At 68.3% G+C, this 12,001-nt stretch carries 14 protein-coding genes; 8 read left to right on the top strand and 6 right to left on the bottom strand.

Going from position 1 to position 12,001, the window contains the following annotated elements; translation table 11 throughout:
• On the top strand, positions 1-837 hold an 837-nt coding region (locus VNN10_03590), incomplete at its 5' end, for an HD domain-containing phosphohydrolase (GenBank protein HXH21089.1).
• A 44-nt stretch (positions 838-881) separates the two neighbouring features.
• Positions 882-1,370: a DinB family protein gene (locus tag VNN10_03585; GenBank protein HXH21088.1), complete on the top strand. Its 489-nt coding sequence runs from the start codon at positions 882-884 to the stop codon at positions 1,368-1,370.
• Here VNN10_03585 and VNN10_03580 read toward each other — a convergent pair.
• The 5 genes from VNN10_03580 to VNN10_03560 all read right to left on the bottom strand — a co-directional run bounded on the left by VNN10_03580 (position 1,367) and on the right by VNN10_03560 (position 6,189).
• The gene (locus VNN10_03580; GenBank protein HXH21087.1) at positions 1,367-2,467 is read right to left on the bottom strand and encodes a hypothetical protein; all 1,101 of its coding nucleotides are present in this window, start codon (positions 2,465-2,467) and stop codon (positions 1,367-1,369) included. The genes VNN10_03585 and VNN10_03580 overlap by 4 nt on opposite strands.
• On the bottom strand, positions 2,464-4,287 hold the full coding sequence (locus VNN10_03575; GenBank protein HXH21086.1) for a bifunctional homocysteine S-methyltransferase/methylenetetrahydrofolate reductase: 1,824 nt from the start codon (positions 4,285-4,287) through the stop codon (positions 2,464-2,466). Before VNN10_03575 ends, VNN10_03580 begins: the two co-directional genes overlap by 4 nt.
• 132 nt (positions 4,288-4,419) lie before the next feature.
• Complete coding sequence (locus VNN10_03570; protein ID HXH21085.1) at positions 4,420-4,872, bottom strand: EVE domain-containing protein; 453 nt, start codon at positions 4,870-4,872, stop codon at positions 4,420-4,422.
• A 185-nt stretch (positions 4,873-5,057) separates the two neighbouring features.
• Positions 5,058-5,432 (bottom strand): iron-sulfur cluster assembly accessory protein, encoded by a 375-nt coding sequence (locus VNN10_03565; GenBank protein ID HXH21084.1) that lies wholly within the window; start codon positions 5,430-5,432, stop codon positions 5,058-5,060.
• 109 nt (positions 5,433-5,541) lie between these two features.
• Positions 5,542-6,189: an ArsR family transcriptional regulator gene (locus tag VNN10_03560; GenBank protein HXH21083.1), complete on the bottom strand. Its 648-nt coding sequence runs from the start codon at positions 6,187-6,189 to the stop codon at positions 5,542-5,544.
• A 164-nt stretch (positions 6,190-6,353) separates the two neighbouring features.
• Between VNN10_03560 and VNN10_03555 the strand changes: the two genes are divergently transcribed.
• From VNN10_03555 to corA, 6 genes are all read left to right on the top strand, one after another.
• Complete coding sequence (locus VNN10_03555) at positions 6,354-7,415, top strand: Cj0069 family protein (protein HXH21082.1); 1,062 nt, start codon at positions 6,354-6,356, stop codon at positions 7,413-7,415.
• A 52-nt stretch (positions 7,416-7,467) separates the two neighbouring features.
• Positions 7,468-8,655 (top strand): cysteine desulfurase family protein, encoded by a 1,188-nt coding sequence (locus VNN10_03550; GenBank protein ID HXH21081.1) that lies wholly within the window; start codon positions 7,468-7,470, stop codon positions 8,653-8,655.
• Between the two features lie 90 nt (positions 8,656-8,745).
• On the top strand, positions 8,746-9,492 hold the full coding sequence (gene trmD / locus VNN10_03545; protein HXH21080.1) for a tRNA (guanosine(37)-N1)-methyltransferase TrmD: 747 nt from the start codon (positions 8,746-8,748) through the stop codon (positions 9,490-9,492).
• Between the two features lie 72 nt (positions 9,493-9,564).
• Positions 9,565-9,909, top strand: coding sequence for a 50S ribosomal protein L19 (gene rplS / locus VNN10_03540; protein ID HXH21079.1), 345 nt, complete (start codon positions 9,565-9,567; stop codon positions 9,907-9,909).
• Positions 9,910-10,137: 228 nt separating this feature from the next.
• The gene (locus tag VNN10_03535) at positions 10,138-10,374 is read left to right on the top strand and encodes a hypothetical protein (protein ID HXH21078.1); all 237 of its coding nucleotides are present in this window, start codon (positions 10,138-10,140) and stop codon (positions 10,372-10,374) included.
• Complete coding sequence (corA, locus tag VNN10_03530; GenBank protein ID HXH21077.1) at positions 10,371-11,348, top strand: magnesium/cobalt transporter CorA; 978 nt, start codon at positions 10,371-10,373, stop codon at positions 11,346-11,348. The genes VNN10_03535 and corA overlap by 4 nt, the downstream gene beginning before the upstream one ends.
• On the opposite strand, the gene VNN10_03525 is transcribed toward corA, so the two are convergent.
• Positions 11,345-12,001: magnesium transporter (locus tag VNN10_03525; GenBank protein HXH21076.1), on the bottom strand; the 657-nt coding region annotated here is incomplete at its 5' end. The genes corA and VNN10_03525 overlap by 4 nt on opposite strands.

Here is a 12,001-nt window from a genome sequence, read left to right as displayed (position 1 = left end):
ACGCAAGACCAGAGGGACGTAAGCCGCTTCCTCGGCATCAGGTCTGCCGCAGTAGCGCCGCTCTTCTGGGAGGGCCGCCTCGTCGGCTCGATCACCGCCGGCAGCGAGCGACCACGTGCTTTCGGCGCCGCTGACGCTCAGTTGCTCATGGGCATCGCGGGCCAGGTCGCCTATCTTGCGATCCTGCCGGACCGCTTCGACGACCTGAAGCGGCGGGTCAAGGCGTTGCAGGCCGACCGCCGCGAGGGCGTCCGCCTGATGGCGGTCGTCGCCGACGCGCACGCTGGCTTCCCTTCACACGACTTCGTCCGCCTGCGCGACCTGGCCGAGAAGCTGGCCCTGAAGCTCGGCCAGCCGCCGGAGCAGGCTGAGGAAATCGGCCTCGCCGCGATGCTCCACGACGTCGGCAAGTATCTCGTGCCCGCGCGAATCCTCTCGAACCCGCTGCAGCTCTCCGAATCCGAGTGGGAGACCATGCGTCGTCACACCGTCTGGGGTTACGAGCTGCTCAGTGCCCACGCCGGTTTCGCGCTCCAGGCCCAGGCCGCGCGCTGGCACCACGAGCGCTGGGACGGCTTCGGCTACCCTGACGGGCTCGTGGCCGACGAAATACCGCTTCCCGCTGCCATCGCTGCCGTGGCCGATGCGATGGACGCCATGGTCTACGACCGGGTATACCGCGGCGGCATGCCGGCAGAGGCGGCGCTGGCGCAGGTTGTAGCCGGCGCCGGCAGCCAGTTCAGCCCCCGCGTCGTGGACGCGCTGGTCGCGCTGTACCGGGAGGGACAGATTAGCTTCCTGGCGCCGGCTCGCGAAGAGAGCCGGCGCGCGGCCTGAGCCCTACGCTAGGCAGGCTGGCGGCGGCGTCCTAGAATCGACGCGTGAACTACGGCGTCGAAACGGACCAGCGCCGATGGCTGCTGAAGGCCGTGCGCGAGGCGGCTGGTGAGATCGGCGCGCTGTTCTACGGCCTGCCGGAGCGCGAGCTTCGCCGCCGGCCCGCCGAGGGCGAGTGGTGTCTCAAGGAGGTCGCCGCCCACCTGCGGGACGCCGAGCGCATGTACCGCCGCCAGATCGAACTCATTGCCCGGGAGCGCGAGCCCCGGCTGCCTTACGAACCTGTCGACGTCCTGCCCTACGAGCACGACTACCGCTCCGAGCCCCTGCCGAAGCTCCTGTACGAGTGGGAGTCCGAGCGCGAGGAGACGGTGTGGCTACTGCGCGCCCTCGACGAGGACGACTGGGAGCGCTGCGGCATCCATCCCCATCGCGGCCGCACCTCAATCCGCGAGATCGTCCGCGAAGTGCACGAGCACGACCTCGAGCACCTGGTGCAGGCCCGCCGCCTGCGCGAGCAGGCCGGCGCCTAGGAGCCCTCGAGCTCGTGCAGTTGGCGATAGCGCTCGCCGTTGTCGCCCCAGACCTGGCGGTTGAAGAGCGCCATCACCTGGTCGCGGGCCGCGCCCTGGGCGTGCTTCAAGAAGATGTCCTGGATGCGCTTTTCGCGCAGGATGTAGCGGCCGAAATCGGAGGCCAGGTAGATCTCCCGCGCCGCGGCAAAGAAGGCTTCCGGGCCGATGACTGAGCGGATGTCCAGGAAGAATACGTCCGCGGCTTCGTAGAGGCCGTTCGAAGCCAGGCGGCGCGGCAGCGTGAGGTCCGGGAAGCGGCTTTCCACCGCTGCCTTCCGGCTCCTGTAGTAGCTGTCGAGGTCGACCGATACGCGGCGCCAGCCCGGCGGCGACTGGCGGTTCAGTTCCTCCAGCGTGAAATTGGCGTACAGGTCGGCCATGCCTTCGTTCAGCCACGATGGCCCGATCGACCAGTAGGCGTGCGCCAGCTCGTGGGCCAGGATGAAGGGCGCCGTCTCGCAGCAGTCGGCGATGCGGATGAACTGCCCCTCGTTGAAGTCGTTGATCTCGAAGTCGCCGTTCACCACCGTAAGGACTCGCTCCGGGAACTGCACGTCCATGAGCGACTCCAGCACGGGGATCACCTGCTTCAGGATCGTCATCTCGCGGTCGGCGTCCTGGCCGGCGCGGTAGATCAGCAGGAGCTCGATCTCTCCCTCGCGCACCTTCACGCGCTCGTACTTGTAGAGCTTCCTCTCGACGGTCTGACGGTCGATCCGGGCTCGCCGCGGGCCGTCGTACTTGGCCACGAAGGTCAGCCCCCGCTCGACGAAAAGTGCCTCATCGCGAGTAAGTCCGTCCTTGAACCAGGCCTGCGCCCGGTAGAGCTCGATCATGTCCGCGCGGCTGCTCTCGTAGCGGTCGAACACGAGCTCGACGTCGCCGATACCGGCGCGATTCTGCGGCCGCCCGACGAGGCCGAAGTCGTCGAACAGGGGCGCCGGGGTCGCCTCAGGCGCCGGTGGCGGCGTGCCTACCGGGACGGAGCCGTCTGAACAAGACGCGGCCAACGCCGCGCCGGCGGCGAGCGCGATCAGGGCGCTCCTGAGCCTCACAGCCGCCTCGCCAGGGCCACGAGGTCGGCGATGCCTTGAAAGCGGCCGAAGGAAGGGATGAAGTACACGCCCTGGACCATAGGCCGGACCTTCTCCAGCAGGCGCGCCGTCAGCTCTAAGCCCAGCTCGCCCGCGCTGTCTCCTGCCTTCTCGATCTGGCCGCGGAGGGAAGCCGGCACCGGCATGATGCGGTCGTTGAGGAAAGCGGCCTGGCGCGCGGACTGGATCGGCCAGAGGCCGAGGATGATCGGGATCGGGGGCTCGCCCAGCTTCGCGAGGAAGCGCTCCAGCGTGCCGGGGTCGAACACGGCCTGCGACATCATGAACTCCGCGCCGGCGTTCACCTTGCGGCGCACCAGCTTAACTTCAGCATCGACATCCTCGGCGCTGGGGTTTACCGCCGCCCCGATGAAGAAGTTCGTGGCCGGCCGTACCGGCTTGTCGATCGCGTCGTGGCCGGCGTTGAAGCCCTTGAGGATGCGCATCAGGCCGAGAGCGTTCACGTCCCAGACCGCGGCGGCGTTCGTGTAGCTGCCCAGGGCGTGAGGGTCGCCCTTGACGCAGAGGATGTTGCGGATGCCCAGGGCGTGCGCGCCCATGAGGTCGGACTGCAGGGCCATGATGTTGCGGTCGCGCGGCGAGCAGTGCACGACGACCTCGACCTGCGCCTGCTGGCGCAGGATGGACCCCATGGCGATGGCGCTCATGCGCACCTCGGCCATCGGGCTGTCGCCGACGTTCACGCAGTCGGCCCCTGCGGCCTTCATCAACCTGGCCGCTTCGACCGTGCGTTTCACTGCCAGGCCCTTCGGCGGGTCGATCTCGACGCTGATGACGAACTTGCCGGCCGAGAGCTTTTGACGCAGAGTCCCGGGCGCCGCCGCGGGCTTCGTCTCCGGCGCTGCCACGACGCTGACGGCCGGCGCGGGCGCCTCCAGCGCCCTCTTCATGGCGCCGATGTGCCGCGGGGAGGTGCCGCAGCAGCCGCCGACGATCACCGCCCCCGCCTCGACGTAGCGCCGAGCGTGGTCGGCCATGTACTGCGCGTCCGCCTGGTACACCACGCGCCGTTGCACCAGCGTCGGCCGTCCGGCGCTCGGCTGCGCCACCAGCCGCAGTCCCTCCACGTCCGCCATCTCCCGCACCAGGCGCAGCACGGCTGCCGGTCCCTCGCCGCAGTTCGCGCCGACAACGTCCGCCCCGGCGTACCTCAGGGCCACGGCCGCCTCCTGGCCGCTGTGGCCGTCCGCGGTCTTGAAGTCGGCGCCGAAGCTGATCTCGGCGACCACGGGCAGATCGGGCGCCACTTCGCGGGCGGTGCGCACCGCCAGAGTGGCCTCGGAGAGAGAGGTAAAGGTCTGCAGGAGAAGGAGGTCGACCCCGGCGTTAGCAAGGGCACGCATCTGCTCCGCGAAAGCTTCGCGCGCCTCCGCGTCCGGCAGCGGCTCGCCCAAGGGCCCGACGTCGCCAGCGACGAACACGCGGCGCCCGGCGCTTGCTGCGGCCTCGCGTGCCAGCCGGACGCCGGCCGCGTTGAGTTCACCCACGCGGTCTTGCAGGCCAAAAGCCTGCAGGCGGACGCGGTTTGCGCCGAAGGTATTCGTCTGGATGATGTCGGCGCCGGCGTTTATGTAGTCGAGGTGCAGCTGGCGCACCAGCTCCGGCCGTTCGACGTTCGCCAGCTCCAGGCAGGCGTCGGTCGGCACGCCGCGCTCGTGCAGGACGGTGCCTGTCGCGCCGTCCGCCAGGAGGACGCGGGTCTCGATTGCCTTCAGGAACGCGGGAGCGACGTCGCTCGCCGGCTCTGTCGTCGAAGCCATTAATTCAGGATACCGTACAGTGTTTCTCGCCCTGCTTTCCCTCGGGGTGGGCCCAACGCTAGACCGATGGAGGCTCTGACGGCCGCCGTCCGGCGGTGCCTTAGCCGACGCCGGGGCCACCGCCGAAAGGCCCTAGGCCGGCACCTTGCGCAGCGCTTCGTCGACTTCCTTCGAGATCAGCTCGTAGTCGGCGTCGCTGATCTTGTGGAGGTTGCCCTGGAAGGCGAGGCGCCAGTGCTCGCCGCGCCGGCGCGTGAGGTCCAGCCGGGGGGCGAACTCCTTGACGTCCAGCCACTGGTCGCGGTCCAGGATGCGGTCGGGCACCGTCCTGACGCGGAAGGGGTAGTCTTCGCCCGGCTTCTTTGCCGACTTGAACACGGGTGTGTGGTCTTCGAACACTTCCGACTTCACCTCGGCGATGCCGCCGAACTTCATCACGCCGGTGAGGTAGAAGACGAGCTTGTCGCCGGGCTTCATTTCCGCCGACTCGCGCCGCCGCGTGCTCTTGAAGCCGAACATGTCGAACCCGCGGCTGCGGGCTATCTCGAAGTTCTCCGGTGACCCGACGACGATCCATGCGCTCATGAGGGCTGCTCCTCTCTCGAGTTGCCAGGATGGTGTTGAGATTGTGCCACACTCGGGCATGCAGGCATGTGGCATCCGGGCATTTCAGGCAAACGGGACGAAGGCCTGGAAGCACAAAGCAACAGCGCCCCGGAACGGGGGCGCTGAATGCTGAAAGCCTGAGCGCTGAAAGGCTGACCGCTTGCCTAGCAGCAGGCCCTCGCCTGGCCGGAGCCATCTGCCGTCTGGAAGCTGGAGCCGCAGGCGCAGCTCTTGACCGCGTTCGGGTTGAAGATCGTGAAGCCGCTCTTCATCAGGTCCTCGACGTAGTCAACCTCAGCGCCGGCGAGCAGAGGGGCGCTCTCCTCGTCGACCAGGATCGTCACGCCGTTGGCCTCGATGGCGATGTCGCCCTCTTCGCGGTTGCGGGCGATGGCCATGCCATACTGGTAGCCGGAGCAGCCGCCGCCGACCACGAACACGCGCAGGGCGCCGTTCTCGATGCCGCGCTCGGCGAGGATGGTCTTCGCCTTCGAGGCGGCCTTCTCGGTGACGGTCACGATTGCCGGTTCGGTTACCATTCGATCCTCCCACGCGGCACGCGGCCGCGACTGCATCGGAGTTTCCGAAGTCAAATCTAAGTATACGGCAGCGCCCGATTATTACAAGCGCGGCAGCCGGCCCCTCGGCTCATCCGCCCGCCCTGGCGCGCTCCCGGACCACGTAGGCGCAGTACGCGCCGCCGGTGTCAGGCCACGGCTCTACATCCGCCTTCAGCAGCTCCGAGAGCAGCTTCCGGTCGTGCGAGCAGACGTCGATGTCACGCGCGGCGAGGCGCTGACAGGGACAGCCCCGCCCGAGGAGGAGTACCTCGCCGCCGGGGCGCTCCTCGACCTCCAGGGTAAGGCCCTCGTCCGCGAGCAGCTGAGCCGCCTGGCGGGCTCGCTCCGCCACGGTAGCGCCGTTCACGCGCGGCGCATAGGCGCGTGCCATGCGCTGCGCCATGCGCTCGAAGATGACGGCGGCCAGCTCGCGGCCGGACCTGCCTGAGGTATCGGCGGGCGCCAGGTCCATGATCTCGTCGACCAGGCGGTTGGTGATGCGCACGTAGTGCTGCGGGAAGAGCTCCTCACCCGCCTCAGTGATCGAGAAGGCGTAATGGGGCCGGCCGGTCTCGCGCCGGACGGCACGCACCTTCACGTAGCCGTCCCGCTGGAGGATGTCGAGGTGGCGCCGTACCGTTGCCGGCGCCAGCTCCAGCGCCTTCGTCAACTCCTCGACGGTCGCCTCCCGCCGCCGTCTGAGGATGTCGAGAATCTTCGTGCGCGTGTTGTCCACGCAGACATTCTACGTTTTTCGTGCTAAACATGCTTAAAAGGCCCTACTCTGCCGGTGCTGAAGGCCGTGCCCGCCCTCGCCTGCCTGGCCACCTCTACCTTGTCTCGCGCGGGCCCGGGCGCGGCGCAGGCTATAATCTCCCCTCTGCCCACCAGGAGGCTCGCGTGGCCCACTCAGACCGGCCAGTGCGTATCGGCGTACTCTGGCGCGGCGAGCCCGAGTCTCCGGTCACGCCGGAGACCGCCCGCCTGCACCGTGTCTTCGAAGAGCTCGCGAGGCTAGGTGCTGCCGCCGTGCCGGTCGTTTTCGCCGAAGAGGCCGCGGAGGACGTGCGGCGGCGACTGCTGGGCCTCGACGGCGTCCTGGTATGGGTCGACCCGCTTGGCGGCGGCCGGGACCGGTCCGTCCTCGACCCGCTCCTACGAGAGGTCGCCGACGGAGGCGTCTGGGTTAGCGCCCACCCGGAGGTAATCCTGAAGATGGGCGCCAAAGACGTCCTCGTGAAGACCAGGGAAATGGCGTGGGGTACGGAGACGCACCTCTACAACACGCTCGATGAGATGCGCGAGGGCTTGCTCCTACGCCTGGCGGCCGGATCCAGGGTGGTCAAGCGGAACCGCGGGAACGGCGGCGAAGGCGTGTGGAAGCTGACTCTCCTCGACACGAGCGCCAGCCGGTGGGACCCGGAGGTCGAGGTGATGCATGCCGCCCGCGGCAGCCGCCTCGAGACGATGCGCCTCGGGGACTTCCTGCGGCGCTGCTCGCACTATTTTGAACGCGGCGGCTGCGTCGTCGACCAGCCTTATCAGGCGCGCCTCGGCGAGGGCATGATCCGCTGCTATCAGGTGAACGACCGGGTCGCGGGCTTCGGCCACCAGTTCGTTACCGCCCTCCTGCCGCCCCCGCCGGGTAGCTACGAGGCCTCCGCGGCGCCACCCCGCCTCTATTACGGGCCTGAGAAGCCGGAGTTCCAGGACCTCAAGTCTAAGCTCGAGTCCGGCTGGATCGACGAGATGCGGCGGCTCTGTGGCCTGACCGCGGAGGAGCTTCCCGCCATTTGGGACGCCGACTTCCTCCTGGGCCCCAGGACGGCGTCCGGCGAGGACACCTACGTCCTCTGCGAGATCAACATCAGTTCGGTCTTCCCGGTGCCCGACGAATGCTTCGCTCCCCTGGCGGAGGCGGCGGTCGAGGCCGCGCTCGCCGCCCGGGAGCGAAGAGGCTAATGCCGGACGGCTCCGACTAGCCGCGAGCCGAGCGGCGGACTAGCCTATATACGTGAACGAAGACCGGCGCGTCTACCTCGACCACGCCGCGACCACGCCAATCGACGGCCGCGTCGTCGAAGTGATGGTGCGCTATCTGCAGATCGACTGGGGCAATCCCTCCAGCATCTACTACGAGGGCCGCGAGGCACGAAAGGCGCTGGAGGCGGCGCGTCGTACCGTGGCCGGCGTCCTCGGAGCAAGGCCGAACGAGGTGATATTCACCAGCGGCGGCAGCGAGGGGGACAACACCGCCATTCGCGGCGTAGCGTTCGCCGCCCGCAACCGCGGCAGCCACATCATCACCAGCGCCATCGAGCACCACGCCGTGCTCCACGCCGTCGAGCAGCTCGAGCGCGAAGGCTTCGAGGCTACCTACCTCCCGGTCGACCGTGAGGGCTTCGTCGACCCTGAAGACTTGCGCCGGGCGATACGCCCGGACACTACGCTCGTCTCGATCATGTACGCGAACAATGAGGTGGGGACGATCGAGCCGCTCCGCGAGCTCGTTGCCGTCACCAAGGAGGCGAACCGGCACATAGCCTTCCACACCGATGCGGTCCAGGCCGCCGGCATCCTCGACCTCAATGTCGACCACCTCGGGGTCGACCTCCTCACCCTCACGGCCCACAAGGTCTACGGCCCGAAGGGCATCGGCGCCCTCTACGTGCGCTCGCGGACGCCGTTCGTGGGCCAGGTGCTCGGCGGCAGCCAGGAGCGCAACCGCCGCGCCGGCACCGAGAACGTCGCCGGCGCCGTAGGCCTGGCGAAAGCGCTGCAGTTGGCTTACGAGGAGCGCGAACAGCGCGTCGCCCACGTGCGCCGGCTGCGGGACTACCTCTGGGCGGAGCTGCCGCAGCGGCTTTCGGGTGTCCGCCTCACCGGCCCCAGGGCTCCCGACAAGCGCCTGCCGGGCAATTACAGCTGCTGCATCGAAGGCGTCGAAGGTGAGGCCGTGCTCATCCAGCTCGACCTCAACGGAATCGCCGCGAGCAGCGGCTCCGCCTGCACCACCGGCTCGCTCGAGCCCTCGCACGTCCTGACGGCCATGGGGGTGCCCGCGGACCTCGCACGCGGCAGTCTCCGCATCAGCATTGGCAAGGACAACACGCAAGCGGACATCGACCGCCTGCTGGAAGTGCTGCCGCGTGTCGTGACGAAGCTGCGCGCCCTCGCGCCCGCCGCGGGCGCAGCACCCTAGCGGGCGGCGCGGCTTCCGCCAGGCATCCCGTGGCCGGGGTGGCCGTCGGCCGCCCGAGGGTCCGAATCCGCTACCATCTCTTCTAGAGCCATGCGCATCGACATCCTGACCCTGTTCCCGGAGATGTTCCCCGCGGTCCTGAACGCCAGCATCATCGGGCGTGCGCTGGCGTCCGGGGTGGCGGACGTGCGGCTGCACAACATCCGCGACTGGGCCACGGACAAGCACTCTGTGGTCGACGACTACGCCTACGGCGGCGGGCCGGGAATGGTCATGAAGCCGGAGCCCCTTGCCGCGGGAATCGAGGCCGTGCGTGATTCGGTGGAACCCCGAGGACGCGTCATCCTCCTCTCTCCCCAGGGCCGCCTGCTCAAGCAGCGAGTAGTCGAGGAGTTGGCTGGCGAGCAGCGCCTGATCCTCGTCTGCGGCCACTACGAGGGCGTCGACGAGCGCATCCGCGAGCACTTCATCGACGACGAGATCAGCATCGGCGACTACGTCCTCTCCGGAGGCGAGCTGCCGGCCATGGTGCTGATCGACGCCGTGGTCCGGCGTCAGCCGGGCGCCATCTCGCAGGAGTCCCTGCTGGAGGAGTCGCACTCGGACGGGCTGCTGGAGTACCCGCAGTACACGCGGCCGGCGGTGTTCCGCGGATGGGCTGTACCCGATATACTGCTCTCCGGTCATCACGGCGAGATTGCCCGCTGGCGGAGGCGCCAGCGCATCGTGCGGACCGCCCTGCGGCGGCCGGACCTTCTGGCAGAGGCCTGCCTGAGTGAAGAGGAGCGCCGCCTGGCGGCGGAGGTAATCGAGTCTGCGAAAGGCGACCGCAACTAAGAACGCCCGGTGAAGGTCATGGCCTCCGGCCCTCGAGACCGAAGCCGCCGAATACGACGCAGAGGCCACACAATGAACCCGAACACCGTATCGAACGCCACCGAGAACCCCAACATCCCGGACTTCGGCCCCGGCGACCGGGTGCGCGTCAGCGCGAAAGTCGTCGAGGGCAACCGCGAGCGCATCCAGGTCTTCGAGGGCGACGTGATCCGCGTCCGCAACGGCGGCCCCGCCTCGACGTTCACCGTGCGCAAGATCGCCAGCGGCGTCGGCGTCGAGAGGACCTTCATGCGCCACTCTCCCCGGGTCGAGAAGGTGGAGGTGGTGCGCAGGGGCAAGGTCCGGCGCGCCCGCCTCTACTACCTGCGCAACCTGCGCGGTCGCGCTGCCCGTATCAAGGAACGCGGCCGGGAGTAGTTTTCGGACCCAGCCCCGGCGCCGGCATCGGCGCCCGGCGGCATCTGGTGCAGCCGCTCGATCGCGGCCGGCTCGAAGCCCGAGCCGGCCGTCTGACTTCTACGGGCGCGACGTCGGTGCGCGCGGGTATGGTCATCGCGCCGTTTCTGCCCGCCCCCTTCCAGAGGCAGAGCCGAACCCGACTACGGCCCAAACCCGGACGATTGGGAAACGTATACTCGGAATGCTGTGCCGAATGGGAGGCAAATCATACGCCGCGGGCGGCGTTTCGCCGACGGCGCCTACGCGCAGGCGGACCGCGCCATCGACATCGGCCAGGCGCAGGCGATGCGCTTCCTCTGGCTCTTCCTGCCCGAGACCTCGATCGCCCGCGAGGGGCGCTTCCAGGCGGTCATGGTCTCCCGCTTTCTATCCGACGCCGGCCAGCAGGCGCTCGCGTACGGGGTTCCGGGCGCCGCGCCGTGATCCGTTCCCTGTTTCACACCGAGGAGGGCGAGGTCCGCCGGGAGCTGGGACGCGAAGAGCTCAAAGCCGCCATCGAGGGCGGCAAGGGCCTGCTCTGGGTCCACGTCACCGGTCATGGCGTGAGCGAGCGCGCCGTCCTGTCCGAGGTCTTCGGCTTCCACCACCTCGCGATCGATGACTGCTTCAACGGCCGCGTCGACACGCCGAAGATCGACGACTACGGAGAGCACCTCTTCATCGTCGGTCAGAGCATCACTTACCAGAACGGAACCGAGCGGCTCGACCTCGACGAGGTCGACATCTTCCTGGGAAAGAACTACGTCGTCAGTGTCACCGAGGAGCGGGTTGAACCGGTCGAGGAGCTGTGGGGCCGCGCCGGCCAGGGCGGCGTCTTCATGGACCGCGGCGCAGACTTCCTCGCCCACACCATTCTCGACAGCCTCGTGGACCTGCTGCTGCCGGCAGTCGAGGACATGGACGAAGCGCTGGATGAGCTCGAGCGGGAGATCCTGGCAGACCCCGACAAGCGCCACCTGCCGCAGCTGCTTGTCCTGAAGCGCAACACCCTCCGCCTGCGCCGCTCCATCCTGCCTCAACGCGACCTGGTGAACCGCCTCTCGCGGGGCGAGTTCCCGGGCCTCATCCGCCCCGAAGCCCTCATCTTCTACAGGGATGTCTACGACCACATAGTCCGTGTCGAGGAGATGATCGAGGGCTTGCGGGACATGGCGGACGGCGCGCTGAGCAGCTACCTCTCGGCGCTCAACAACCGCATGAATGAGGTCATGAAGACCCTGTCAATCGTTGCCGTCGTCTTTCTGCCGCTGACCCTGCTCGCCAGCATTTATGGGACGAACCTGGACTACAGCTCAATCGGAGTGAGGTTCGAGCACGGCTTCTACCTCATGCTCGGGTCGATGGTGCTGATCGCAGGGGCTCTGGTCGCGTATTTCCGCTATCGGCGCTGGTTCTAAGGCAGGACGACGGAAGCGACGGAGAAATAGATCAGGATCGACAGGAGGTCCTGTACCACCGTGGCAAGCGGCCCGCTGCCGAAGGCGGGGTCGCGGCCGGCCCTGTGCAGCGCCCAGGGTAGGAGCATGGCGACGGCGGTGGCCGTCGAGCAGGCGCCGAACAGGGCGAGCCCGACGGCAAGCGCCACGTCGCCCTGGCCCCAGCGCAACAGCACGACAGGCATGAGCACGGCCGAGAGCACCGCGCCCACGAGCAGCCCGGTGACAAGCTCGCGGCGCGCAACGCGGCCGATGGACACGCCGACCGAGAGGCCGCGGATGATGAGAGCCTCGGTCTGGGTGCCAACGGCATCCGCCATGTAGACGATGCCCGGCACGAAGAAGGCGAGGAGTACGTTCGATTCGAGTTCGCGTTCGAAGGAGCCGACGAGGTCCGCTGCTACGATGGCGCCCGCGAGGCCGACGAGCAGCCATGGCAAGCGGTGCCAGAACCGTCGCGCCACGCGCTCCTCGCTTGCCGTGCGGGCGGCCTCGGTGTCGTGGATGAACCCGCCAAGGCGGGCCATGTCCTCGTCGTGCTCCAGGAGCAGGACGCCGAGCAACCGGTGCGGCGGTATGAGGCCGAGAAAGCGCCCCGTGGAATCCACCACCGC

The organism is Dehalococcoidia bacterium, assembly GCA_035574915.1.
Classification (GTDB): Bacteria; Chloroflexota; Dehalococcoidia; order DSTF01; family WHTK01; genus DATLYJ01.
Note: the sequence above shows the minus strand (reverse complement) of the source record. Positions and strands in the feature narration are given on the sequence as shown.

What these genes read in the sequence shown, in the direction of transcription:
- VNN10_03575 (HXH21086.1), bottom strand. Translation starts at nt 4,287, where the DNA reads ATGGCTTCGACGACAGAGCCGGCGAGCGACGTCGCTCCCGCGTTCCTG.
- VNN10_03570 (HXH21085.1), bottom strand. Translation starts at nt 4,872, where the DNA reads ATGAGCGCATGGATCGTCGTCGGGTCACCGGAGAACTTCGAGATAGCC.
- VNN10_03565 (HXH21084.1), bottom strand. Translation starts at nt 5,432, where the DNA reads ATGGTAACCGAACCGGCAATCGTGACCGTCACCGAGAAGGCCGCCTCG.
- trmD (HXH21080.1), top strand. Translation starts at nt 8,746, where the DNA reads ATGCGCATCGACATCCTGACCCTGTTCCCGGAGATGTTCCCCGCGGTC.
- rplS (HXH21079.1), top strand. Translation starts at nt 9,565, where the DNA reads ATGAACCCGAACACCGTATCGAACGCCACCGAGAACCCCAACATCCCG.